Source organism: Frankia sp. Allo2 (assembly GCF_000733325.1).
GTDB classification, from domain to species: domain Bacteria; phylum Actinomycetota; class Actinomycetes; order Frankiales; family Frankiaceae; genus Frankia; species Frankia casuarinae.
The window spans coordinates 58,148-82,664 of the sequence record NZ_JPHT01000006.1 but is presented as its reverse complement, the minus strand read 5'-3'; the positions used below and the strand labels follow the sequence as shown (position 1 = coordinate 82,664).

At 71.3% G+C, this 24,517-nt stretch carries 23 protein-coding genes; 18 read left to right on the top strand and 5 right to left on the bottom strand.

The features are described 5' to 3' along the window. Positions 1 to 16: 16 nt before the first annotated feature. The 11 genes from ALLO2_RS06760 (at position 17) to ALLO2_RS06710 (ending at position 10,604) form a co-directional block, all read left to right on the top strand. A complete protein-coding gene (locus ALLO2_RS06760) occupies positions 17 to 2,503 on the top strand; it encodes a mannose-1-phosphate guanyltransferase (protein ID WP_011435905.1) in 2,487 nt (828 codons plus the stop codon). A gap of 182 nt (positions 2,504 to 2,685) precedes the next feature. Then, a complete protein-coding gene (locus tag ALLO2_RS06755; RefSeq protein ID WP_232234941.1) occupies positions 2,686 to 3,462 on the top strand; it encodes a DUF881 domain-containing protein in 777 nt (258 codons plus the stop codon). Then, positions 3,459 to 3,791 (top strand): small basic family protein, encoded by a 333-nt coding sequence (locus ALLO2_RS06750; RefSeq protein ID WP_011435907.1) that lies wholly within the window; start codon positions 3,459 to 3,461, stop codon positions 3,789 to 3,791. The genes ALLO2_RS06755 and ALLO2_RS06750 overlap by 4 nt, the downstream gene beginning before the upstream one ends. 140 nt (positions 3,792 to 3,931) lie before the next feature. Beyond that, positions 3,932 to 4,684 carry a DUF881 domain-containing protein gene (locus ALLO2_RS06745; RefSeq protein WP_232234940.1) on the top strand — a complete coding sequence of 251 codons (753 nt, stop codon included), beginning with the start codon at positions 3,932 to 3,934 and terminating at the stop codon, positions 4,682 to 4,684. A gap of 137 nt (positions 4,685 to 4,821) precedes the next feature. After that, entirely contained in the window at positions 4,822 to 5,202 is a 381-nt protein-coding gene (gene gcvH / locus ALLO2_RS06740) for a glycine cleavage system protein GcvH (protein WP_011435909.1), read from the top strand. A gap of 293 nt (positions 5,203 to 5,495) precedes the next feature. After that, a complete protein-coding gene (locus ALLO2_RS06735; RefSeq protein WP_009739506.1) occupies positions 5,496 to 6,041 on the top strand; it encodes an FHA domain-containing protein in 546 nt (181 codons plus the stop codon). A gap of 16 nt (positions 6,042 to 6,057) precedes the next feature. Further along, positions 6,058 to 6,834: a MerR family transcriptional regulator gene (locus tag ALLO2_RS06730; protein WP_035730552.1), complete on the top strand. Its 777-nt coding sequence runs from the start codon at positions 6,058 to 6,060 to the stop codon at positions 6,832 to 6,834. A 167-nt stretch (positions 6,835 to 7,001) separates the two neighbouring features. Further along, the gene (locus tag ALLO2_RS06725; protein WP_009739504.1) at positions 7,002 to 7,487 is read left to right on the top strand and encodes a bifunctional nuclease family protein; all 486 of its coding nucleotides are present in this window, start codon (positions 7,002 to 7,004) and stop codon (positions 7,485 to 7,487) included. Positions 7,488 to 8,078: 591 nt separating this feature from the next. Next, positions 8,079 to 8,618: a MerR family transcriptional regulator gene (locus tag ALLO2_RS06720; RefSeq protein WP_035730550.1), complete on the top strand. Its 540-nt coding sequence runs from the start codon at positions 8,079 to 8,081 to the stop codon at positions 8,616 to 8,618. Positions 8,619 to 8,673: 55 nt separating this feature from the next. Beyond that, positions 8,674 to 9,798, top strand: a complete 1,125-nt coding sequence (locus ALLO2_RS06715) for a daunorubicin resistance protein DrrA family ABC transporter ATP-binding protein (protein ID WP_035730549.1) — start codon at positions 8,674 to 8,676, stop codon at positions 9,796 to 9,798. Then, the gene (locus tag ALLO2_RS06710) at positions 9,795 to 10,604 is read left to right on the top strand and encodes an ABC transporter permease (RefSeq protein WP_011435913.1); all 810 of its coding nucleotides are present in this window, start codon (positions 9,795 to 9,797) and stop codon (positions 10,602 to 10,604) included. The genes ALLO2_RS06715 and ALLO2_RS06710 overlap by 4 nt, the downstream gene beginning before the upstream one ends. Positions 10,605 to 10,664: 60 nt before the next feature. Here ALLO2_RS06710 and ALLO2_RS06705 read toward each other — a convergent pair whose 3' ends face one another. Beyond that, positions 10,665 to 11,234 (bottom strand): hypothetical protein, encoded by a 570-nt coding sequence (locus ALLO2_RS06705; RefSeq protein ID WP_011435914.1) that lies wholly within the window; start codon positions 11,232 to 11,234, stop codon positions 10,665 to 10,667. A 321-nt stretch (positions 11,235 to 11,555) separates the two neighbouring features. On the opposite strand from ALLO2_RS06705, the gene ALLO2_RS06700 reads away from it, so the two are divergent. From ALLO2_RS06700 to ALLO2_RS06680, 5 genes are all read left to right on the top strand, one after another. After that, positions 11,556 to 14,672: an FtsK/SpoIIIE domain-containing protein gene (locus ALLO2_RS06700; RefSeq protein ID WP_232234939.1), complete on the top strand. Its 3,117-nt coding sequence runs from the start codon at positions 11,556 to 11,558 to the stop codon at positions 14,670 to 14,672. Positions 14,673 to 14,676: 4 nt separating this feature from the next. After that, positions 14,677 to 15,918: a hypothetical protein gene (locus ALLO2_RS06695; protein ID WP_035730547.1), complete on the top strand. Its 1,242-nt coding sequence runs from the start codon at positions 14,677 to 14,679 to the stop codon at positions 15,916 to 15,918. A 6-nt stretch (positions 15,919 to 15,924) separates the two neighbouring features. Further along, positions 15,925 to 16,188 carry a hypothetical protein gene (locus ALLO2_RS06690; RefSeq protein ID WP_011435917.1) on the top strand — a complete coding sequence of 88 codons (264 nt, stop codon included), beginning with the start codon at positions 15,925 to 15,927 and terminating at the stop codon, positions 16,186 to 16,188. A gap of 269 nt (positions 16,189 to 16,457) precedes the next feature. Then, on the top strand, positions 16,458 to 18,092 hold the full coding sequence (locus tag ALLO2_RS06685) for a trehalose-6-phosphate synthase (protein ID WP_232234938.1): 1,635 nt from the start codon (positions 16,458 to 16,460) through the stop codon (positions 18,090 to 18,092). Positions 18,093 to 18,159: 67 nt separating this feature from the next. Then, positions 18,160 to 18,354, top strand: a complete 195-nt coding sequence (locus ALLO2_RS06680; RefSeq protein ID WP_369808128.1) for a hypothetical protein — start codon at positions 18,160 to 18,162, stop codon at positions 18,352 to 18,354. Positions 18,355 to 18,465: 111 nt separating this feature from the next. Here the strand turns inward: ALLO2_RS06680 and ALLO2_RS06675 are convergent, their stop codons facing one another. Then, complete coding sequence (locus tag ALLO2_RS06675; protein ID WP_035730540.1) at positions 18,466 to 19,023, bottom strand: histidine phosphatase family protein; 558 nt, start codon at positions 19,021 to 19,023, stop codon at positions 18,466 to 18,468. Here ALLO2_RS06675 and ALLO2_RS25440 point away from each other — a divergent pair. Continuing rightward, entirely contained in the window at positions 19,014 to 19,373 is a 360-nt protein-coding gene (locus ALLO2_RS25440) for a hypothetical protein (protein WP_133056945.1), read from the top strand. The two genes, ALLO2_RS06675 and ALLO2_RS25440, sit on opposite strands and share 10 nt — an antisense overlap. Before the next feature lie 209 nt (positions 19,374 to 19,582). Here the strand turns inward: ALLO2_RS25440 and ALLO2_RS06670 are convergent, their stop codons facing one another. From ALLO2_RS06670 to ALLO2_RS06660, 3 genes are all read right to left on the bottom strand, one after another. Continuing rightward, positions 19,583 to 19,951: a WhiB family transcriptional regulator gene (locus ALLO2_RS06670; RefSeq protein WP_011435921.1), complete on the bottom strand. Its 369-nt coding sequence runs from the start codon at positions 19,949 to 19,951 to the stop codon at positions 19,583 to 19,585. A gap of 881 nt (positions 19,952 to 20,832) precedes the next feature. After that, positions 20,833 to 21,255, bottom strand: a complete 423-nt coding sequence (locus tag ALLO2_RS06665) for a rhodanese-like domain-containing protein (RefSeq protein WP_232234937.1) — start codon at positions 21,253 to 21,255, stop codon at positions 20,833 to 20,835. After that, complete coding sequence (locus ALLO2_RS06660; RefSeq protein ID WP_023840509.1) at positions 21,252 to 21,956, bottom strand: cysteine dioxygenase family protein; 705 nt, start codon at positions 21,954 to 21,956, stop codon at positions 21,252 to 21,254. Before ALLO2_RS06660 ends, ALLO2_RS06665 begins: the two co-directional genes overlap by 4 nt. A gap of 758 nt (positions 21,957 to 22,714) precedes the next feature. Here ALLO2_RS06660 and ALLO2_RS06655 point away from each other — a divergent pair. After that, positions 22,715 to 24,454, top strand: a complete 1,740-nt coding sequence (locus ALLO2_RS06655; protein ID WP_023840507.1) for a GAF domain-containing sensor histidine kinase — start codon at positions 22,715 to 22,717, stop codon at positions 24,452 to 24,454. Positions 24,455 to 24,517 lie beyond the last annotated feature (63 nt).

Genomic DNA, 24,517 nt, shown 5'->3' with positions numbered 1-24,517 from the left:
GGTGAGAGCCGTCGTCATGGCCGGTGGCGAGGGCACCCGGCTGCGTCCGTTGACCGCGAACCTGCCCAAACCACTGCTCCCCGTCGTCAACCGGCCGATCATGGAGCATGTGCTGCGCCTACTCAAACGGCACGGCTTCGACGAGACGGTGGTGACCGTCCAGTTTCTGGCCTCGATGATCCGGACATACTTCGGTTCCGGTGACGAGCTCGGGATGCACCTGTCGTACGCCACCGAGACGACCCCGCTGGGCACCGCCGGCAGCGTGAAGAACGCCGAGGACGCCCTGCGGGACGAGGCGTTCCTGGTCATCAGCGGGGACGCGCTGACCGACATCGACCTCACCGACCTGGTTGCCTTCCACCGGCGTCAGGGCGCGCTCGTCACCGTCGCGCTGAAATCCGTCCCCGATCCGCTCGAGTTCGGCATCGTCATCACCGGCGAGGACGGACGGATCCAGCGCTTCCTGGAGAAGCCGACCTGGGGGCAGGTGTTCTCCGACACCGTCAACACCGGCATCTACGTGATGGAGCCCGAGGTGCTTGCCCAGGTGCCGCCCGGCGAGGCGGTGGACTGGTCCGGCGACATCTTCCCCCGGCTGGTCGAGGCGGGTGCCCCGGTGTACGGCTACGTGGCGTCCGGGTACTGGGAGGACGTCGGCACCATCGCGAGCTTCCAACGGGCCCAGGCCGACGTGCTCAACCGCCAGGTCGACGTGGAGATCGGCGGTTTCGAGGTGTCCCCCGGGGTGTGGATCGGTGAGGACGCCGAGGTCCATCCGGAGGCGATCCTCAAGGGGCCGCTCGTGGTCGGTGACTACAGCAAGGTGGAGGCCGGCGCCGAGCTGCGGGAGTTTTCCGTGCTGGGCAGCAACGTGCTGGTGAAGAGCGGCGCGTTCCTGCACCGGGCGATCGTCCAGGACAACGCGCTCATCGGCCCGCAGACGAACCTGCGCGGCTGCGTCATCGGCAAGAGCACCGACGTGCTGCGGGCGGCCAGGATCGAGGAGGGCGCCGTCGTCGGAGACGAGTGCGTCGTCCGCGAGGAGGCGTTCGTCTCCCATGACGTGAAGGTGTATCCGTTCAAGACGATCGAGGCCGGCGCGGTCGTCAACACCTCCGTCATCTGGGAGTCCCGCGGCCAGCGGACCCTGTTCGGGCCGCGCGGGGTGTCCGGCCTGGTGAACGCGGAGATCACCCCGGAGCTGGTGGTGCGCCTCGCCGGCGCCTACGCCACGACCCTGAAGAAGGGGGCCACCGTCACCACCGCGCGGGACGGTTCCCGCGCCGCCCGGGCCCTCAAGCGGGCCGTCATCAGCGCGTTGACCGCCGGCGCCATCAACGTCCGTGATCTCGAGGTGGCACCGATGCCGGTCACCCGCTTCGACGTCCGCTCGTCCAACGCCGCCGGGGGGATCATGCTGCGCACCACCCCCGGAGACCCGGAACGCATCGACATCATCTTCCTGGATGCCGACGGCGACGACCTCTCCCCGGTGGCACAGCGCAAGCTAGACCGGGTCTTCTCCCGCCAGGAGTTCCGCCGGGCCTTTCCCGGTGAGATCGGTGACCTGCGTTTCCCGGCCCGTACCATGGATCTCTACATCCAGGATCTGCTCGACCGGGTCGATACCGCCGGCGTCGCCGAGGCGGATCTCAAGATCGTCGTTGATTCCTCGGGTGGCTCGGCGTCCCTGGTGCTGCCGACACTGCTCGGCCGGCTCGGCGTTGACGTGCTCACCGTCAACGGACGCGTTGACGAGACCATCCCGCCCCGCAGCGCCCTGGAGGATCTGCGGGCCACCGACCGCCTGGGCGCCCTCGTCGCCAGCTCCGGGGCGGCCTTCGGCGTGCGGTTCGATCATGTCGGCGAGCGCGTCACGATCGTTGACGAGCGGGGGGACCTTATCGACGATGACCGGGCCCTGCTGGTGTTCCTCGACCTCGTCGCGGCGGAGAATCCCGGCGCGGAGGTAGCCCTCCCGGTGACCATCACCCGGGTAGCCGACCAGGTCACCCGCTTCCACGGGCTGACGGTACGCCGGACCTCCCTGTCGGCGGCGGCGCTGACCGGGGTCGCCCGTGACGACGGCATCGTCTTCGCCGCCGACGGGCGGGGCGGCTTCATCGTCCCCGAGTTCGCCCCCGCGATCGACGGGATCGCGGCGTTCGTGAAACTGCTGGCCCTGGTGGCACGGACCCGGCTGACACTCAGCACCATCGACGCCCGGATACCTTCGGTGGCGATCCTGCGCCGTTCAGTGCCCACCCCGTGGGCGGTCAAGGGCACCGTCATGCGTCGCGTGGTGGAGTCGGTCGACCCGGATACGGGGTATGTCATCGACACCACGGACGGGGTTCGGATCGTCGGTCCGGACGGCTCCTGGATCCTGGTGTTGCCTGACCCGAGCGAGGCGGTCACCCACCTGTGGTCGGAGGGCGCCGACATCGAGGAGGCCCACGTGCTGCTGCGGCGCTGGGTCGAGGTGGTCGAGGCGCGGTAGCCGCGGCACGCGCGGCGAGGCCTTGGTCGGCGGCGCTCGGTGTCCGGTCGGTCAGAATGCCGAATGTGCGAGAACGGACCGGATGGCCACGCCGAGGGCCGGTATGCCCCGGGGCCGCCGGCCCTTCGGATCCCTGCGGCGTCTCCGGGCGGCCCCGTCGCCCCTGGCAGCGTCCCCTCGCCTTGGCCCTCGTCCTCGGCCTGCTCGGCCTGGTGATCGCGACCGGGGCCCGGCGTGCCGCGACGACGGCCGGGGAACGTGCGGAGCTCGTCGCGGCCCTGCGCGCGAAGATACATGAGCGATCCGCCGTGACCACTGCGGCCGCGACCCGGGTCGGCGAGCTGCGCCTGCGGGTGAAGACGGCGCGGGAACAGCGCGCCCGGGCCGAGCGTGAGCTGGCCTGGGCCACGGCGGCGCTGTCGGATCTCGGGCCGGCGGCAGGCTGGTCCCCCGTGCGTGGACCGGGTGCCCGGATCGAGCTCGCGGACCGGACCGCCCCCGGGCCGTCGGCACCGTCGGCACCGTCGGCACCTCGTGCGTCAACGGCACCCACCCCGCTGCGCCCGTTGACCGGGCTCGCCGGTCCCCACCCCGCACCGGCGTCCGGCTGGACCCGGATTCAAGATCGAGATCTTGCCGATCTCGTCAACGTGCTGTGGATCTCGGGTGCCGAGGCTGTCGCGGTCAACGGCGTCCGCCTGACGGCTCTCAGCGCTATCCGGGCGGCCGGTGATCTCATTCTCGTCGGATTCGTACCGATGATCGCGCCGTACACCGTCGAAGCGGTGGGTGATCCGGACGATCTCGTGCGGCGTCTCGAGGAGTCCGCCGTGATCGACCGGCTGCGGCATCGTCCCGACTCACCGGTGACCTCCCTGTCGGTCGTCACCGTCAGAAACCTGACCCTGCCCGCGGCCGATCCCCAGGTGCTGCGGCATGCTCGACGGAGCGAATCATGATCGCCGTGGTAGCCCTTGCCCTGGGCGTGACGGCCGGCCTGGTGCTGGGCCCGACCGTCCCCGACTGGATGGATCCCTACCTCCCAGTCGCCGTGGTGGCCGCGGTGGACGCTGCTCTCGGCGGCGCGCGGGCCGTCGCGGAGAGGGTGTTCGACGACCGGGTGTTCATCGTCTCGTTCGTCTTCGACGTCGCGATCGCCGTCCTGATGGTGCTGCTCGGCGACCTGATCGGGTTCGGCGGCGCGTTGTCCACCGCGGTGGTCGTGGTGCTGGGCATCCGCATCTTCACCACCGCGACCGCGTTGCGCCAACATCTGATCAAGGTCTGACGATGGCGGTGACATCGACAGGCGACCCTTCGGAATCCGGGCCCGGACGGAAGTCCGCATCCGATCCGAAGCCCGATCCGGTGCCGGTCTCCGATGCGCCGGTCTCCGATGCGCCGTCGGACCCGCCCACGTCGCCCGTCGTGGTCCCTGTCGCGTCGGAGCCGACACCGAGCCCGGTTCCGGGGCACGTCCGGCCGGGTCGTGCCCGGACGCGGCGTGCCCTGAGTCTGGTCCTGCTCGCCGGTCTCGGTTTCGCCGCGGTCGCCGCGACCCGGTCCGCGCAGCCGTCCTTCGGACTCGCCACCGCGCGGCCGGACGAGCTCGCCGCGACCCTCGGTGCGATCGGCGCCGTCGACCGGTCCCTGGCAGCCCGGGAGCAGCAGCTCCGCCGGGAGGCGGAACCGATGATGCCGCCCGTGCCGACGTCGGTGCCGGCCCCGGCGGCCGGGCCGGACGAGGTGCGTCGCGAGGCCGACCGGCTGGCGATCCTCACCGGCATGGTGCCGGTCACCGGATCGGGGCTCGAGCTGACGATCCAGGACCCTCACCGCGCGGTCGACGCCTCGATCCTCGTCGACGCCCTGCAGGAGCTACGGGACGCGGGCGCCGAGGCGATCGAGATCGCCGGGGTCCGAGCGGTCGTCTCGACCTACGTGGCCGACGAGCCCGGGCGGGGGTTGGTGGTCGACGGCACGTCGATCGCGCCGCCGTACGTGCTGCGGGTGGTGGGCGACGCCCACACGCTGGACCAGGCGATGCGGATCCCCGGCGGGGTGCTCGATACGGTAGCGGCACGGGACGGGGCGCAGGCGACCGTTCGGACCTCCGAGCACATCGAGATCCGTGCGCTGCGACCCGCTCCGAGTCCTCGCTACGCCCGTCCGGCCGGATAGGAGACCCCCTGTCCCCGGGCCAGCCGAGGAACGTGGTTCCTGGTGGAGTTCACGGCGCGGCGCGGCACGGTATGGCGTCGGGCCGGGCGGCGCAGAGCGGTCCGCGCAGTGGTCAGAGCAAGGGGAGGCGATCTCCGGTGTACCCGGACGACCTGAAGTACACCCGTGAGCACGAATGGATCCGGCTCGACGGGAGCACGGCACGGGTCGGCATCACGTCCTACGCGCAGGAGGCGCTGGGCGACATCGTCTTTGTCTCTCTGCCCGACCTCGGCTCCGCGGTCCAGGCCGGTGAGTCCTTCGGAGAGGTCGAGTCGACCAAGAGCGTGTCCGAGATCTACGCGCCGATCGCCGGAGAGGTGACGGCGCGCAACGAGGCACTTGCCGGTGCGCCGGAACTGATCAACTCTGATCCCTATGGGGAAGGCTGGCTCGTCGAGCTCACGGTCGCGGATGTCGTCGACGTCACCGGCCTACTGACCGCCGAAGAGTACGCGGAGCACGTGAAGGAAAACTGAGAGTATCTGGTTGGTGCTTCTGGTGGGTGGTGGGCCACGCCACGCCGAACAACACGGGTCGCACTCTTTTCACGACCGTGCCCGCGATGCACTAGCCTCGGAGTGCACCGGGGCACGATCGTGGACGGCCCGACCGTCGCCATGTGATCATCCTGGTGATGGGGGTGGGCTGCGGACGTCTGGCTACCACCATCGCAGTGTTGGCAGAGACGTTCCCGCCGCCCGTCCGGTGGCGGCCGAAGCGGCTGGGGTACCCCGCCCGTGCGGGATCCCGGCAGGAAGCGGACGCGACTGTGTTCTGCACGAGGTGCGGACAGCAGAACCCGTCCGACGCGCTGTATTGCGCGCGGTGCGGGTCTCCTCTGGTACGTCCGGGTGAGCCCGTGGCGCCGGAGAGACCCGCGGAGCAGACGTCAACGCTGAACCTGGCGGCCGCGCTGTCCGGCATCGAGGGCGATCACGTCGACGAGTCGACCGAGCGGGACGCCGTGGCCGCCGTTGACGCGCTACCTCCCGGCTCGGCGTTGCTCGTCGTCAAGAGGGGGCCGAATGCGGGGAGTCGTTTTCTGCTGGACGCCGACATGACGACCGTCGGCCGCCATCCCGAGAGCGATATCTTCCTCGACGATGTGACCGTCTCCCGTCGGCATGCGGAGTTCCATCGCTCGCCGTACACCAAGGGCTTCTCGGTTCGCGACGTCGGGAGCCTGAACGGTACCTACCTCAACCGCGAGCGGATCGACTCGGCTGAGCTCACCAGCGGCGACGAGGTACAGATCGGCAAGTTCCGACTGGTGTTCCTGACTGGCGCGAGCTACGGGGGGTCAGCGGCACGGTGACGAGGAAGGACCCACGGTGAGCGGCGGCCTCGCCGCGGCATCGTCGGCCCCGCGTTCGGGCGCAACGCGCTCGGACCAGGCCGGACAGAACGCGAAGGTGCTCAACATCGGCCAGGTTCTCGACCGTCTGCGGGCGGACTTCGCCGACATCACCCTGTCGAAGATCNGCTATCTCGAGGCGGAGGGACTCGTCGAACCCGCCCGTACCAGCGCGAACTACCGCAAGTACTCGGTCGACGACGTCGCCCGGCTCCGTTACGTCCTGCACGCGCAGCGGGAGCGCTTTCTTCCGCTGCGCGTGATCAAGGAGGAGCTGGCGTCGCTCGACCGCGGTGAGACCCCGGTGCATCGGCCTGGACCCCGCGCGCTGCCCCCGCATCCGGCCCCTACCGGCCTGGACGCGTTCCTCGGGGCGGAAAGGGTCAGAATGTCGCGCCGGGAGCTTCTCGCCGCCGCGGGGCTCGGCGACGAGGCCCTGACCGAGCTGGAACAGCACGGCCTGGTGGGTCCGATCGCCGGCGGCGGGTACTACGATTCCGACGCCCTGCTCGTCGCGCGGACCGTGGCGCTGCTGGCCGGCCACGGCGTGCAGCCCCGGCATCTGCGGGCCGCCCGTACGGTGGCCGACCGTGAGGCTGGTCTCATCGAGGCCGCCGTCGCCCCGTTGCGGGGCCAGCGCGGTGGTGAGGGCTCGGGACGGCACGCCGAGACCGCCGATGAGCTGGCGGCGTTGCTGGTCCGCTTGCACGCGGCCCTGTTGCGCTCCCGGCTGGCGGCGGGACGATCGAGTTGAGACCAAGGTGAGGAGGCTGTCGGGGCTGCGCTCGGAGTGCCTTGCCGGACAGCCGAACCGGTGGGCGCGCTGACGCCGGACGGAAGCGGGGATACTGTCTCCCCTGTGGGGTTTTCTGGCTCCGGTCACAACATCCCGCCCCGCCCCACCTGCGAGGAGGTAGATCGGTGCATCGGCTGGACATCGTCGGCGTGCGAGTCGAGCTTCCGTCGAAGCAGCCGATCGTCCTGCTCAAGGAGGTGGGCGGTGAGCGGTATCTGCCTATCTGGATCGGTGCTGTCGAGGCGACGGCGATTGCCTTCGCCCAGGAGGGCATCACGACGGCTCGACCTATGACCCATGACCTGATGCGGGACGTGTTGCGTGCGCTGCAGACGGACCTGACCCGGGTGACCATCACCGACCTCCAGGACGGCGTCTTCTTCGCCACGCTCGTGTTCGGCAACGGGGTGGAGGTCTCCGCCCGGCCGTCCGACGCGATCGCGTTGGCGATGCGGATGGGAGCGCCGGTCTACGGGGTCGAGGCGGTCCTGGCCGAGGCCGGGATCACCGTTCCCGAGGAACAGGAACAAGAACAGGAGAGCGAGCTGGAGAAGTTCCGGGAGTTCCTTGACACGATCTCCCCGGAGGATTTCAACACCCCCGGCTCCTGAGGGTTCCCGGCTCCCGAGGCTTCCCAGCCCTTGGCGTGCCCGCCTGGGAGCAGGTCGGCCGCTGAGACTGTCAGCGAGCCGTGGCCGAGGTCGGCTGTGATCCACTGTGATCCACAGTGCGGGCAGTATCGGGGCGAGCTTCCGATTTGACCGATCTGTTGAATGACGTCCGCTGGACTCCAGACACGCCGGCTTAGATCATTGAAGGAACCGCGCGTCGCTCCTACGGTCGGGAGAGCCCGACCGTAGAGTTCGTGCCCCTGCCCGCGGTAGACGTGGCGGAACGGGCTCTCTCCGGCTCTGACCTTGCCGGGCCGTGGCAACGGCGTGATGTGCTCTGCCCGGTTCCGTGCCGACGGGTGGACGGGCGGTCCCGGATTACGGGCACAGGGGTGCCACGCCGCGGCCTCGCCGGCCGTCGGTGGTCGGGGAGTCGTGCGGTCGAGGTGATCGTGGCAGGCCGCACGACAGTGGAAACGGTTCGATCGGGCCGGGTGTCCGGGATGGCGGCGTCGGGTGACGTCGGCGGTCGGGACGGATCCGGAACGGTCCAGAGGATGGGGCTGGCATGGCGGCGAAGTGCGTACAGCGATGATCGAACAGGGCCAGCTCTTTCCGGATGAGATTCCCGAACCGCCGGGGGACGACGTCGGGTACCGGGGGCCGACGGCCTGCGCCGCGGCGGGCATCACCTACCGCCAGCTCGACTACTGGGCTCGGACCGCTCTGGTCGTCCCCAGCGTCCGCGACGCGTCCGGTTCCGGCAGCCAACGGCTGTACTCCTTTCGTGACGTCCTGGTGCTGCGCGTGGTCCGCAAGCTGCTTGAGGCCGGTGTGTCGCTGCAGAACATCCGGGTGGCGGTGGAACATCTGCGTACCCGCGGCGTGGACGACCTGGCGCAGCTCACCCTGATCAGCGACGGCTCCACCGTGTACGAGTGCACCTCGGACGATCAGGTGATCGATCTTGTCCGGGGTGGACAGGGCGTGTTCGCCATCGCCGTCGGCCGAGCCCTGCGCGACATGCGTGGCCAGCTGGCCGAACTGCCCTGCGAGCGGCCTGGTCATCCGCCGGCGACCCATCCCGGCGACGAGCTGGCCAGTCGTCGGATCCGGCGGAGCTCGGCCTAGCCCCCCGCCCTTATTCGGTTCCGAACTGTCGGTGGTTCGTCGTACGGTCCGCCTCGTGACAGACAACCCGACGGTCCTCACCGAGGGCCTGCAGAAGAGCTACGGCGGCAAACGAGCGCTGGTGGGCCTGGACCTGCGGGTCGATGCCGGCACCGTGCACGGTGTGCTGGGGCCCAACGGAGCCGGCAAGACGACGGCGGTACGCATCCTGTCGACCCTGCTGCGCCCGGACGGCGGCCAGGCCNGGGTCCTCGGTCTGGACGTCGTCCGGCAGGCGGACGCGCTGCGTGCCCGGATCGGTCTGACCGGCCAGTACGCGGCGGTCGACGAGCGGCTCACCGGCCTGGAGAACCTGGAGATGTTCGGGCGGCTCTACCGTCTGCGCAGCCGCGTCGCGCGGGCCCGCGCGGTCGAGCTGCTCGAGCGGTTCGAGCTCGCCGAGTCGGCCGGTCGGCAGGCGCGTACCTACTCGGGCGGGATGCGGCGGCGGCTCGATCTCGCGGCCAGTCTGATCATCAACCCGGCGGTGCTGTTCCTCGACGAGCCGACCACCGGACTGGATCCCCGCAGCCGCTCGGCGATGTGGAGGGTGATCGCCGATCTGGTGCGGGACGGCACGACGGTCCTGCTCACGACGCAGTACCTGGAGGAGGCCGACCGGCTGGCCCACCGGATCTCGGTGGTCGACGGCGGCCGGGTCATCGCGCGGGGTACCCCGAACGAGCTGAAGTCGCAGGTCGGTGGCGACCGGCTGGACATCGTCGTCGGTGGTGACGCCGCCGAGGATGTCCAGGCCGCCCGGGCGGTGCTCGCCCGGTTCGGATCCGGCGCGGCGACGGCCGACGGGGAGACGCGTCGGGTCAGTGTGCCGGTACCGGGCGCGAGCGTGCTGTCCGATGTGGTCCGGGGTCTCGACGAGCTGGGGGTGCCGATTTCCGACGTCGCCCTGCACCGGCCGTCGCTGGACGACGTCTTCCTCGCCATGACCGGGCGCGCTTCGGCCGGCAGCGAGACGCCGCCCGCACGTGCGGGCGGCGACGGCCGTGGCGACACCGGCAACCCTGATGACCGGGATGACCGGGATGACCGGGATGACCGGGATGACCGGGACGACCGGGATGACAAGGACGACCGGGATGACAAGGATGACAAGGATGACAAGGACATGGTGACCATATGAGCACCATCGAGCTGACTCCGGCGGGGCGCGGGCGGCTGTCGTGGGCCGTCGCTGACGCGTGGGTGATGTGCCGGCGCAATCTGATCCAGACCTGGCGGATACCCGAGCTCGTCATCTTCGCGACCATCCAGCCGGTCATGTTCGTCCTGCTGTTCACCTACGTCTTCGGTGGCGCGATCAACGTGGGTGACGGGGTCAAGTACGTGGACTACCTGATGCCGGGCATCTTCCTACAGACGGTGATCTTCGGGTCGATGTTGACCGGCGTGGGGCTGGCGGAGGACCGTCAGCGGGGCCTGATCGACCGGTTCCGTTCCCTTCCCATGAGCCGGTCGGCGCTGCTCACCGGCCGTACCCTGGCCGATCTCGCCCGCAACGTCTTCATCGTCGTGGTGATGCTTCTGGTAGGTCTGGCCGTGGGATTCCGGTTCGGGGAGACCACGGTGCCGGCGGCGCTGGCCGGGTTCGGGCTGATGCTGTTGTTCTCGTACGCCTTCTCCTGGCTGTCCGCCGTCATCGGGCTGTCGGTGAGTAGCGCGGAGGCGGCGCAGTCGGCGGGATTCATCTGGATTTTCCCGCTGGTCTTCGCCAGCTCGGCCTTCGCCCGGGTGGAGACCATGCCGGGCTGGCTGCAGGCGTTCGCCCGGCATCAGCCGGTGACGGTGACCGTCGACGCCGTGCGGGCGTTGTTCCTCGGCGGTCCGGTCGTCTCCGTCCTCCTGCAGTCCCTCGCCTGGTGTCTGGGTCTGTTGGTGGTGTTCGGGCCGTTCGCCGCGCGCGTGTACCGGCGGTCGGCCTCGCGCTGACCGGCGGGCCCGACCGCCGGACGCGGGCCGTACCCGACATCGCCGAGGCGCGGCTCATGGTCAGGTGCGGCCCTCGGTCTCCTGGGCGTTGCCCAGCGTCGCCTCGTAGGCGAGCCATTCGGCCCGCAGGACCGGCCAGCCGTCGGCGCGCAGCAGGTCCACCACGGCGGGGTCGTCGTCGACCACGACGGCGACCCGACGGCCGGCGCCGAGCTCGCGAAGTTCGGCGCGTTTGAACACCCGAGCCGGCCGACGGTCGGCGTCCGGACGCATCCGCAGCTCACCCGGCGGCAGATCCTGCTCGGTCAGCCAGCGCCGCGTCGCCTCTCTGGAACGCTCCGGCCGGCCGGTCAGCCATACCACCTCGTGGTCTCGGGCCAGCTTGCGGGCCAGTTCCACCCCTTCGGCCAGGGGGGGATCGGCGGGCGCCGCCGCGAAGAACGCCTCCCAGTCGCTGGGACTGGCGCGCAGGAAGCGCAATCGGTGTCGGACGTCGGCCACCACCCCGTCGACGTCGATGACGGCGAGCGGTCGCTGTTTCGCCGCCGTACCTGCCGTACCTGCCGTACCTGCCGGACCCGCCGTCTCCGTGCGGCCCGCCGTGTCAGCCGTGTCAGCCGCGTCCGTCACCGACGTTCCCTTTCCACCTGCTCATCGCCGACCTTCGCCCCTTCGATCGGTGCGCTGGCTTACCTGACCGGGACGGTTGCCCCGACGGATCATTGAACACGCGCGGCGCCGTTGGTTTGGTGCCGGTCGGGGGTGGCCCGCTCGGGTGGTCCCGGCGTCGCCGTCGTCCGGAACGGCCAGGCGGCGGGTGGTTGTACCGATAACGTCGCCGATGTCGTCGCATGCTTTCGTCCGGCGATGTCCCTGTGTCCAGACCGTCGCGCCGGCAGGCCAGTTCGGCCGGTCGGCGCGTTCTGGGATGTTTGCTCCGTCGGACGTGTCATGGTCGTCGGGGGGCTCGACGCCGAGCACGGCAACACACAGTGTGGGGAGGTCGACGTGTCGGGTACCCGGCGGGCGCGCACGCTCGTGGCCGGCATCCAGTCCTCGCTGGGGGCGGCACTGGCGCTCGCCGACCGGCTGGATGAGCAGGCGGACCGGATCGAGACCGAGGTGGGCTCCGGTGCTTCCGGGAAGGCCGGTGCCTCGGGGAAGGTCGGTGGCCCCGGTGAGTCCGGCGCGGGGCGGCTCGACGTCGCCGGGGAGCTCGCCCGGGCCGCCGTGATCGCCCGTTCCCGGGCGCGTGGATTCGCCGGCGCGTCCTGGGCGGCGCCCGACTGGCGGCACGGCCCCTTCGGCGTCGCCCCGGTCGGCGACCGGGCTCGTTTCCGGCCCGCTCTGTGGCAGGTCGGTCAGGTCATCGTGCCGCCCGACGATCCCACGGCGCAGCACCGGACGGTGCCACTGGCCATCCCGCTGCTGGACGGCCTGAACCTGCGGATCGAGACGACCCGGTCCAGCCGGCCCGCCGCGGTCGACCTCGTGCGTGGCCTGCTGACCCGCGTCCTCGCCGCGGCGCCGGCCGGGTGGGTCCGACTCGTCGTCTACGATCCCCACGAGTTCGGTGCCGGGCTCGCCGGCTTTGCGCCGCTGCGTGCCGCCGGTGTGGCCACCCCCACGCTCACGACGCGGGCCCGGCTCGAGGAGGTCCTCGCGGAGCTGTCGGCGGAGGTGGGAAGAATCACCGTGGACCGGCTCGGTGGCCGGTTCGACTCGTTGCGGGAGCGGGAGGAGGCCGGGCTTCCGCGTTCGGAGCCCTGGCGCGTCCTGGTGCTGCTTGGTGAGCCCCGGCTGCACGACGAGGGCGCGCGGGCGCTCGCCGCCATCGCGGCCCAGGGCCCGTCCTGCGGGGNGGNGGTGATCTCCATCGTGGAGGTCCGGCCGTCCGGCGTGGAGCCGGTCCTGGGCGGCTCGCGAGACGATCCCGATGCGGTGACGCCGCTGGATCCCGACGTCGGCGGTCTGGGAGCCGACGAGGACGAGGACTCGGTGACGGAACCCCTGCCGAGGTCGGTGGTGTTCACCGCGGTCGAGCTCCTCGCCGATCGGCCGGGATGGCGCGGGGCCGCCGCGGGAGGCTGGCGCACGTCGCTGACCGGTCTGCTGCGGGTCGAGCTGGACCCGCCGCCGCACTCCATGCTGGTCGCAGCGGTCGCGGCTCAGGTCGCCGCGGCGGCCACCCGGGAGGCCGCCCGCCCGCCCGCCATCAGCGACATGCTGCCCCGCGGCCTGTGGGAGTTCGACAGCGCAGCCGGGGTGGGTGTCGAGGTGGCGCAGGGCCCCGACGGGCCGGTGGGGTTCACCTTCGACGACGACACCGTGCACGCCCTCGTCGGCGGCCAGGCCGGGTCGGGCAAGTCGACGTTGCTCCTCGACGTGATCTACGGGATCGCCGCGCGTTACGGGCCCGACCAGGTCCGCTTCCATCTGCTCGACTTCAAGGAGGGGCTGGAGTTCGCCCAGTTTGCCGCCGGTCCGACGGACCCGTTCTACCTGCCGCACGCCGACACCGTCGGCATCGAGAGCGACCGCGAGTTCGGCGTCGCGGTGCTGCGGGCGGTCCGTGAACAGATGCGCCGCCGCGCCGTGGCGATGCGCGCGGTCGGCGCCCGCGACCTGCGAGGCCTGCGGGCGGCCGACCGGAGCTCGGCCTGGCCGCGGATCATCGTCGTGGTCGACGAGTTCCAGGTGATGCTCACCCCGATGGACTCGGTGGCGCGGGAGGCCGTCGCGCACCTGGAGGTCCTGGCCCGCCAGGGCCGCGCCTACGGGGTCCATCTGCTGCTCGCCAGCCAGACGCTGTCCGGTATCGACGCGCTCGATGCCACCGCCGGGAAGCGTGGTTCGATCTTCGGGCAGTTCGCGTTGCGCGTGGCGCTGCGTACCTCGATCTCGGAGTCACGGGTCCTGCTGTCCACGGCGAACGANGCTGCCGGCGCGCTCTCGGGCGTCGGGGAGGCTATCGTCAACCGGCGCAACGGCCATCCTGCGGGCAACGAACTCGTCCGGGTCGCCTTCCCGGATCCGGCGGCGATAGGCGTGCTGCGTGGGCGGCTGGCGGCCACGACCGCGCGCAGTGTGCCGAATGCGAGGCCCCCGCGGGTCTTTGCTGGTCACGCCCCCGCGGTTCTTGACGACAACCCGATCTACCAGGCGTTGGACGGGCGTCCGGCGCCGACGGCCGTCGAGGCGGTTGCGGCCGAAGCGATCATCGGCGACGGTGGCGAAACCGGTCCGAGCCTGCTGGCGGGCGATGCGTCGCCGGGGCGTGCTTGCGGTTCCGGGAGCGGCTCAGGGGACGGTGCCGAGAACGATGTCGATCCCCTCGCGCTGGTTGGCGTGCCCCTGGACCTCGCGCCGCCCGCGGTCGGGGTACGGCTCGCCGCGCTGCCCGGCCGGCATCTCGCCGTGCTCGGTCCGCTGCGTCGGGAGGCGGTCGGCATCCTGCAGGCGGCGGCGGCCAGCGTCGCCGCGCAGGTCCCGGCCGGTGGACTGGTGGTCGAGATCATCGTCGCGGAGCCGATGGCGCTCGCCGCCGCGGAGGTGCTCGCGGCGCGCGTGCGCCGGGCCGGGCATCCCGTTCGGGTCGCCGATGTCACCGGCCTGCGGTCGGTGCTGGCCGGTGCCGCCGACGAGACCCGTGTCCGGGAGGAGTCCGCACTCACCGGCAGCGTGGGCCCGGTCGCGCCGCCGCTGCGGCTCGTCGTCGTCTTTGCGATGGACGCTGGCCGGGCCGGGCTGGAGGCGCGTGACCCGGTGACCCGTCGCACCGGACTGGACGACCTGCGCACGCTCACCCGCCGGGGACCGGCGCAGCGCGTGCACCTGCTGGGCTGGTGGCGGGGAGTGTCCCGGCTGGCCGAGGACCTCGGTCCGGGTAACCGGGACGACATCGCCGCGTGGGTGGCGGCCGGGGTACCCGGCAGCGACCTGTTCGTCCTGGCCGGACACCGGTCGGTGACCGGTGGGACCATGCCGAATCGGGCGGTCCTGTTCGACCGGCACGTCCAGGCCGAACCGCGCACCGTGGTGCCGTTCGCGCCGTTGGATCAGGGGTAGTCCGATGCGGACCGACGACGGGGCGGGAAGCGACGGCGACGTGGCGGCTGTCGGCGACGTGGCGGCTGTCGGCGACGTGGCGGCTGTCGGCGACGTGGGGATCGACGGCCGAGCAGGCGCCGGGAGAGGACGGAACGGGATCGTGGCTGGATCTGTGCCGGTGGATGCGTCCGATCTCGCCGACCTGTTCGGCGACGCGGGCCTTGGCGACGCGGGCCTTGGCGACGCGGGCCTTGGCGACCCGGATCTTGACGATCCGGCCAAGGCGGCGATGCAGTACCGGCGCCTGCTCGGTGCGTCCGACGAGGCCCGGGCCCGGGCCGGCCGCGACGCCCGCGACCGACGGCAGGACGGCCGGGCGGCCGCGCGTCGGCACCGGGACGCCGCCCAGGACATCCGGGCCAGGGTCCGCAGTGTCTGGGACCAGGTCGCCGAGCCCCTCGCCCAGTATGGGCTCACCGAGCTCGACCAGCTGCGCTCGGCGGCCGGCGACGCCTCGGCCGAAGCGGCTGCCGCCGTCCCGCGGGTCGGCCTGGCGAAGAAGGGGACGGCGGATCGCGGCCTCTACCGCGACGGGGGCGGGTACGTCCCGGCCGAACCGGGCGATCGGCGGGGNCGNTCATTNGNACAGGCCGGNCGGGNGGNCGACCGCACGGGACGGGGGCTCGCGCGGCAGCGGCACCGGTCGGATGGCCTGCCGCTGGGGGCGGGCCGGGCTGCGCGGGATGGCCGCGCCGGCGGCCCGCACGAGCCGTCCGCCGCGCAGGTGGACCCGCGGACCGCGCCGCGCCAGGCATACGAGCTCTGCCTGGACGCGATGAGCAAGGCCGCCGAGCTGCGGGCCGTCTCCAAGGGCACCGGCCCGGCGTCGGCCGGGCTGCTGACCGCCCTCGCCTGCCTGCTCATCCTCGGGATCGTCGGACTTCTGCGGGCCTTCGTCGCCGCGCCCGCGCTGCCATGCCTGGTCGGGTCGACAGTGGCCGCCGCCGTTCTGGTCGCCCTCGGGGCCGGCGGCGAGGATGGGGCGAAGGCGGTGTTGCGGGCGGGCACCCTGGGCGCGGGCACGGCCGCGGTGATGGTGCTGGCTACGTTCCGGCTCGCCCCGATGGAACCGGTCGGGGTGATCGCGTCGCTGGCCGCGCTCGCGGTGGCGGTCCGCTTCGGTCTCGGCCTCGGCGGCGGGCAGGCTTCGGCCGGCGCATCGAAGAGCGGTGGTTCCAGGAGCGGTGGTTCCAGGAAGGGATGAGGACGGGTGTCAGGCACGATCGCCGACGTCAAGGCGCAGCTCGACGAGGCGTTCCGGCGCACCGAGGAGGTGGCCGGGCAGTTGGAGGGCGCGCTGAGCATGATCGAGGAGGCGCAGGCGATGGTGATCGCGGCGACCGACGGCAGTGAGCACCGTGCGGTCGAACAGTTGACCAGCGCGCTGGTGGAGACACGCGACACATTGCAGACGTCGCTGGCGTCGTTGGGATCGGCCGTGCAGGAGGTTCGGGACTACCGGGACGGTCTGTAGACGGCTGGGGTGAGGCACGGCACGCCTCCCGACGTGGGACGGGATCTCCCCGTTGCGGCTTGCCGGGGCATCTGATTACAGGAGGACACCTTTCGGGTGAGAGCAGTAACCAGATGAAGGTCTGGGTAACAACGTCCTAGCCGCGTTGCAACGCGGTGCATCCGAAAGCCGGGCTTACTACAGTCCGGATTGTCCCCGTGCGCTCGGGCGCTCGGGTTCAGCGGTGCCGGACGCCGAGTACCGCCCGTGACCAGGAGGCCGCATCCGCCGTGTCGGACTTCAACCCGCTCGACCTGTCGCTCGACCTGCCGCTCGTGCTGCTGTCCAATCGCGGTCCGGTCAGGTTCGACCGGGACGCCACCGGTCGTACCGTCACCAGGGGGGCGGGCGGCCTCGTCTCGGCCCTGTCCGGACTCGCCGAGCATCTCGACGACGCGGTGTGGGTGTGCGGCGCAGCCAGCGAGGAGGACGTCGCCGTCGCCGGGGAGAGCGCCGGGAGCTCCATCCTCGTCCAGACCTATCCCTCGCCCCGGCTCGTGGAGGGCGACCCGGACGGCCCCGCCATCCGGGTCCGGCTCGTCGTTACCGATCCGACCGCCTACGCCGACTTCTACAGCGTGTGGTCCAACCCGGTCCTGTGGTTCATCCAGCACGGCCTCTACGGCCGGTCGCTGTCACCGGTGTTCACCCGGGCCGAGCACGACGCCTTCGAGAACGGCTACGCGGCGGTCAACCGGGCCTACGCCGACGCGGTGGTTGACGAGGTGCGCGCGCGGGGTGGCAAGGCGCTTGTCCTGCTGCAGGACTACCACTTCTACCTCGTGGCTGACTGGGTGCGGGAGCAGTGCCCGGATGCGGTGCTCACGCATTTCATCCACATTCCCTGGCCGGGGCCGGACGAGTGGCGCATCCTGCCCGCCGACATCCGGGAGCGACTACTGCGCGGGCTGCTCGGTAGTGATGTGGTCGGTTTCCATACCCGGCGCTACGCCCGCAACTTCGTCCTGTGCGCCCAGGAGCTGCTCGGCCTGCCGATCGACCTGGAGCAGCTGACGGTGACGGTGGCGGATCGGGTGGTCCGCGCCCGGTACCACCCGATCTCGGTCGACCCGGCGGCGCTGGACGCTACGCAGGCCTCTGAGGAGGTGGCGGCGCATGTGGCGATGCTGCGCTACATCTTCCTCGACGATGACCGTCAGCTCATCCTGCGGGTGGACCGCACCGACCCCAGCAAGAACGTCGTGCGTGGCTTTCTGGCCTTCGGCACCCTACTCGATCAGCATCCGGAGCTGGTGGGCAAGGTCAGCTTCCTGGCGCTGCTGCAGCCCAGCCGCACCGACGTGCCGGAGTACGCCGACTACATCGCCCTGATCGGCGCGGTCGTCGCGGAGATCAACGCCCGGCATACCAAGGAGGGGCGCCAGCCGATCGACCTGCGGATGGTCGAGGACTTCCCGCTCGCCGTGGCGGCCTACTCCATCTGTGACGTTCTGATCGTCAACGCGATCGCCGACGGGATGAACCTGGTCGCGAAGGAGGTCGCGGTCGTCAACCGGCGTGGCGGCGTGCTGGCGCTGTCGGAGATGGCCGGGGCGCACGAGGAGCTGGGCGAGTTCGCCGTTACCCTGCACCCCTTCGACGTGCAGCAGATGGCCGACGCCCTGTACACCGCGCTGACGATGCCGATGGAGGAGCGCCATCGTCGGCTCGCCGCGGCCGCCAGACAGGTCCGCACCCACGACGTGCGGCGCTGGCTCGACGACCAGTTGGTGGACTTGCGGCGGGTCGCCGGNTTNGGGNGACCGGGCTCCCGGCGCGGGNAGGGNATGGCAAGATCGGGCAGAATGGCGAGATTGGGCAAAGGTACATCGCCATCCGGGATCGGACATGCCGATCGCGGGTAGTCTCGCACCGGAAAACGATGTGCATCGGGTCGCCGGGCGGCCCCGATGAGGACGAACGGGAGTGGACGTGGCTAGTGAGACCGGTCACCACAAGGCCAACACGGGTTCGTGGGCCGCGGTACTTCTGATCATCGTAGGCTTTGTTGTCGGGACGTTCGCCCTCCCGCTCGCCTCGGTGCCGTTGTGGATCGCGGCTGGNGCACTGCTGGNCGTTGGCGGCGTCTTCGCCCTCGCATCCAAGATCATGGAGCAGGCCTACTGAGTGCAGTGCCGATCTGGTTCACGAGGCCTGGCGCGGCACCTACCAGTTCATCGGGCTGCCGCGCCGCGGCGCTCGGCCGCCGGCCGAGCTCAGGCCGGCGGCGTTCCCGACTCAGGCCGGCGGGCCGGGTTTCGGGGCCCCTGCCGGTCCGACGGCCTCCCGCAGGCCCCGCGGCGTGACGAAGGAGACGAGCCGGGCCGAGTCCTGACCCAGCTCCGCCCAGCGCGTAACGGTCAGATCCTGGATGGCGAGTGCCGCCGTCGGAAACGTGGAGATCCGGTATCGCTCGGCCGGGGGCAGCAGGGCCACGGCCAGCGTGTGGATACCGGGATTGTGCCCGACGAGCATCACGCTGGGCACTCCGTCGTCGATCTCACGCAGCCGGTCCAGCAGGTCCTGCGCCTCGGCCAGATAGAGCCGGTCCTCGGTCAGGACCGGGACGTTCGGGGGGAGCNCATCCGCGAGGCCCTCGACGGTCTGCCGGGTCCGCAGCGCGGAGGAGCACAGAATGAGGTCGGGCGCGAGCTTGTTGTCCGTGAGGTAGCGCGAGATGAGCTCGCAGCCCCGCCGGCCCGATCCGGACAGCGGTCGATCGGCGTCGTGGATTGACCCTTCGGCCCAGTCCGACTTTGCGTGCCGCAGCAGAAGAAGGCGCCGCCGTGGTTTCACGAGCGAACTCTCCGCCGTACGGGGAGGAAATCGACGGCGCGACGTCCGTCGCGTTCCAGCCGGAATTGCCGTTCCAGCCGGAGTTGCCGGGAATCCGTACCTGGCGTGGCGGGCGCGGAACGGCGAGCAGGACCCTGCAGGGCTGGTTCGATATAAAGTATGATATTCAGGGAAAAGAATTTTCCGGCGAATTTCCCAGGGTCTATCTGTGGCAGCACGGCCCGGGGTTTCTTGCCGCCACCGCCCGGATCGTCGAATCCGGCCTCGCCGGGAGCCATACCCGTGCCCACCGCGCCCTCCCGCGTCCGGTCCCCGCGCCGCCGCGCCGCACGCCCCGCGGCGTGAGGTGATGACATGCAGACTGCCCAGGATGGGCCGGGTCCGTCAATGAGGTATGGCCCGACCGGATAGCGAGGGCGTCGCGGCCGAGCCGTCTGGAACCATGATCCTGATCATCGCCGCCGATATCCGGGCAGATCGGCCGGCGTGAGGAGCCACCGCGTGACCAGGGGGCGATCACCGCTGCGGGACGCGCCCGGGGTCACCGGGCGCGGTCCGCTCAGCTCGCGACCGACACGGACAGCAGCAGCCGGTCGGCGAAGACCAGGGCGTCGTCCGCGCTCAGCCGCCCGCGGGGGACGACGGAAGCACGCTCGTCCGAGGTCAGGCCGCCCCACACCCCGTGCTCTTCCTGACAGAAGATCGCGGTGGCCAGGCATGGGCGCTGCACCGGGCAGTCGGAGCAGATCTTGCGGGCCCGCCTCTCGGCCGCGGCCCGGGCTTTCGTGTTGCGGCCGTCCGGCGGGAAGAATGCGTCCGGGTCGCCGTCGCGGCATGCCGCTTCCTGGCGCCAGTAGGCGGGCCAACCAGCTCCGAACGGCTGTGGCGGCAGATCACGGCCGGGAAGAACCGGGACGCCGGCGCTCATCGTGCACCGCCGGACACGTGGTGACACGCGGCGGACAGGGAGCTGAGCGTGGCGAAGCTTCGAGCGGGTAGCACGCTGGGCTGACTGGGCATACCGTCTCCTGCTGACGTTGCAAAGGCGGACACACTGCTTTTCCAGACCGCCGAATCCGGTGTTGTCTACACCCAGACAGGCAGGTCGACCTGGTCGAGCCGAGAAGCCCTCGGGCGTTCCGGGTGGAATCCGTCGACGCTGCCTTTTCGGTTGGCCTACCGTGGCCGGAGCCCCGCTCGGAAACGATCCCGTCTCGTCTCGTTAACCGAGGAACGTAGACGTCTCTCNACCGGATAGCAAGGGTTCCGGAACGCGGACGTCCGGGGCTCCGTACCGGCGTGTGCCGAGGTAGATGGTCACGCACCGTGCGCGTTCCGAGATGACTGCCGTCGGGCGGGATCGGTGTTGCCGTCGGTCGGGCTCGGTCGCCACGGCGGCCGGTGCCGGGCTCGCCGGGTACCGCCGGATGGGCGGGGAAGCGCTACTGGACAGCGGAAACAGCCTGCATGAAGATCGTTGCCGGATGGCCGGCGCGGCCCGGGAGGGGCGTCGGCGGGGCATCGTCGATCAAGGTTGGAGCGGTACCCGGGTTCGATTGCGTACGGGTGACGATCCCGCGAAGGTCCGCTTACCCCGGTTCTCGGGGGATGATTTCGGTAGAGAAATGTGCGCAGAACCACATCCGATGCTTTTGCCGCTGCATGCGCCCCTGACCTCTGCGGGGTGCAGGGGCGGCGATGACGTGGCCGGCACGACCGGGATCCCCCCGGGTAGACCCCCCGGGTAGACCCTCTGGGTAAACCCGCCGGCCCGGTCGAAGCCTCGGTCGGGCCGGCGGGTCGCGGCGGTCAGCGGGCCGGGNAGGNGGGGNGCCCGGTCGCCGCCCAGCCGTGGAATCCGCCGATCACGTCGGTGGCGCGCCACAGGCCGAGCTGTCGCAACGAGTCGGCTGCGAGGCTGGAGGTGTAACCCTCTGAGCAGATCACGATGACCTGCAGATCGTCCCCCGTCGCCAGTGGCAGGCACGCGTCGCTGGTGGGGNCGAACCGCCATTCGAGGACGTTGCGCTCCACGATGACGGCGCCGGGGATCTCCCCCTCCGCGGCGCGTTGCGCCGCGGGTCGGATGTCGACCAGCACCGCGTCGCCGTTCTCGGCCAGGGCACGCGCGGCCTGCGCCGGTTCGAGTCGGTGCAGCCGGGACCGGGCCGCCGCGAGCATCGCGTCAATCCGGCTCGGTGGTGTGGCTGTGGCGTGCTCGGTTGCCGTCATGCGCCGCTCCCGGCCACCGCGTGGGTCGGAGCCCTGCGGTCGCCCCTGCCCGCCTCCATCGCCGCGGTGGCCGCGCCGATGGTGACGGCCGGGCCCAGGACCGTCGCGGCTGCCGCGGCCGCGGGTGGGATCTCGACGGCACGCGGATCCTCCGCCCGGCCGCCATCGGCCGGCGCCGGCGCGAACCGCATCGACAGTTCCGGTGGGGAGTAGGCGTGGATCGTCGTCGCGACCTGCCGGCCGCGGTTGGCGACCCGGTGGATGTGGGTCGGGTCGAAGCCGACCACGGCCCCGGTCCCGTGCCGGTGCACCTGGGAGCTGGTCCAGCTCCGGTCGTACTGGTCCTCCTCCACGAAACCCTCGGCGACCGTCAGCGCCCCCAGCGCGCCGCCGTGATCGTGTACCTCCGTCTGCTGCCCCGGATACCAGCCGATCAGCCACACCTCCACGGTCGCGGAGAGCAGCAGCCGGGTGTACCACCGGCGGTCGGGACGGTGACGGATGACGGGACGCCAGACCTCGGGTGTCGCCGCGAGCGCGGCGGTCAGTTCGCACAGGGTCACCAGGTCGATGAGGCCCGGCTCATCGCTCAGGCACGAGGCCGGCACGAAGGGGTCGGCGCTGCGGGTGGGGTCGGCGATGCAGGTGGGGTCGGCGATGCGGATGGGGTCGGCGATGAGGACCGGGTGGAGGAGGGGCACGGGTCACTCCCAAGACGCGGGTGATGCCGGGACGCGGGTGATGCCGGGACGCGGGTGATGCCGGGACGCGGGTGATGCCGGTGGCGTTCGCCGGCACACTGCCGGACACGGCCGGGCGGGGAGAAGCGGTGCCGCGCGCGGGACTGAGGCGCCGGGTCACCGCATCGAATGAGCACGATGGTGATGTCCTGCCGGCGTTGGCCCGCCGCGACGCAGGCACGGAGCGCGACGGCGCGGAGCGGTGGAGATCACGGTGCGAACGGGCTGAGCGTGGCGTCGCGCGGCCGACGGATCGTCGGGGCGGGGCGACGGAACTGTCAGCTGGACCAGCCGATCAGCCAGCCAGGGACGGCAGGCGACGAGCCACCGGCGCCGCCGGCGGCGCCGCGGGAGGATGACGCTGGCTCAGGCCCGCCCGGTACACGCCGCGCTGACGACCCGGCTCAGGTCCGTCACACGGTCGCGGTGCAGGAAGAGGTGGGGCACTGCCATGAACAACACTCTACGTTGGAGGTAGCCCGGCGCGTTGTGGCCTCCCGAGACCCGGCCGGTGCCCGTCATGGCGTTCCGCCCGCGGCTCCACGGAGTGGGTGTTTGCCGGATATCCTGCATGGCAGGCAATCCTTCCGCCTGGGCAGGCGCCCGCGCGTCACCCTGCTGGAGCGAGGGACCGGAAATGAGGTGCCACGCGCGGTGGTTTTCGTCGAATTCCGTCGATACCCGGACGAAGGTTCGGTCATTGCCCTGGGCCTGGGCCGATGAGCGGACCCGTCCCCGATGTCGATCCCACGCGGCTCGAACAGCTTCTGATCCAGCTCTCCGAGCAGGTGAACGAAGTGGCGTCCGTGCAGACCCGGATGCGTGGCCTGCTCGACGCGGTCGTCGACGTGGCCCGGGAACTGAGCCTGCCGGTCACCCTGCGCCGGATCGCGCAGGCCGCCTGCCAGCTCGTGGGGGCCAAGTACGGCGCCCTCGGGGTGATCGGCGACGACGGGGAGATCTCGGAGCTCATCCACGTGGGCTTCCCTGACGAGGTGCCCACCATGATCGGCAGGCTTCCCGAGGGGCGCGGCCTGATCGGGGAGAGTCTGCGCCACCCGCGGCCGTTGCGGGTGGCCGACGTCGCCCGTCATCCCGTCGCGATCGGGTTTCCCGGCGGGCACCCGCGGTTCGACACCTTCCTCAACGTCCCGATCATGGTGCGGGGCGCGGCGTTCGGAACGCTGTTCCTCGGCGCGAAGCGCGGCGGCGGCGAGTTCACCCAGGAGGACGAGGATCTGGCGTGCGCGTTGGCGGCCGCGGTCGGTTTCGCGATCGAGAACGCGCGGCTGTACGAGGAGACCAGGCGCCGGCAGGCCTGGCTCTCGGCCAGCGCGGAGATCACGACCGCGCTGCTGTCGGTTGCGGAGCCCGAGAAGGCGCTCGACCTGGTGGCCCGGCGGGCCCGTCAGGCGACTGCGGCCCGGCTCGCCGCGATCCTCGTCCCCGACGAGGCCGGCCTGGTCGTCGGGGTTGTCGACGGGGAGGGGGACGACGACCTGCGGGGCCGGGTCTTCGCCGACAACCGCCGCCTGAACGAGGCCATGCGCACCGGCCGGGCCGTGCTCGTGCCCGCCGACTCCCCGGGCGGTCCGCTGTTCGGCGCGGACCATGCCGACCTCCCGGTGAAGGTCGGCATGGTGGTGCCGCTGATGGCGGGTGGCCGGGCGCTGGGCATCCTTGTCCTCGGCTCGGGTGGGCGTTCGGCCTCCTTCGGCGGTCTGGACCTGGAGATGGCCGCGGCTTTCGCCGGGCAGGCCGCGCTCACCCTCGAACTGGCCCGGGTGCACCGCGACCGGGAGCGTCTGGCCGTCTTCGAGGAACGGGACCGCATCGCTCGGGACCTGCACGACGTCGTGATCCAGCGGTTGTTCGCCACCGGTCTGCACCTGCAGAGCCTCGCCCGGGCCGTGGACAGCCGGGCGGCCGAGCGGCTGGACGCCGCCGCCGGCGAGCTTGACCAGACCATCTCCGACATCCGTCAGACGATCTTCTCGTTGACCTCCAACGCTGCTGAGGAGACCGATCTGCGCGCCGAGATCCAAGCGGTCATCGCCCAGGCCGAACGGGCCCTGGGAATCACCCCGACGGTCCGGCTGGACGGACCGATCGACCGCGGGGTCCCCGCGGCCATCCGCCCGCACATGCTCGCGGCGCTGCGCGAGGCGTTGTCCAACATCGCCCGCCACGCGCGGGCCTCCCGGATCCACGTGTTGCTGCGGGTCACCGACGCTGACCTCCTGGTCGAGGTGCGCGACGACGGCCGCGGCCCTGGCAAGGCCTCGCGCAGCAGCGGGCTGGCCAACCTGCGACACCGTGCGCTCGACCTCGGCGGCCGGATGGAGTTCGGCCCGGGAGCGGGCGGCATCGGCACCACCATGACCTGGCAGGTTCCAGTGATCGCGCCGTTGCCCGAGCTTCGCGTGCACTCCGGCGAGGGATGGGGCGTCCTCGGTTAGCGGGTGCGGCGGGGNTGCGGGGNGNCCCGGGCCTCAGAGGCCTCAAGAGNCTCAAGAGTCTCA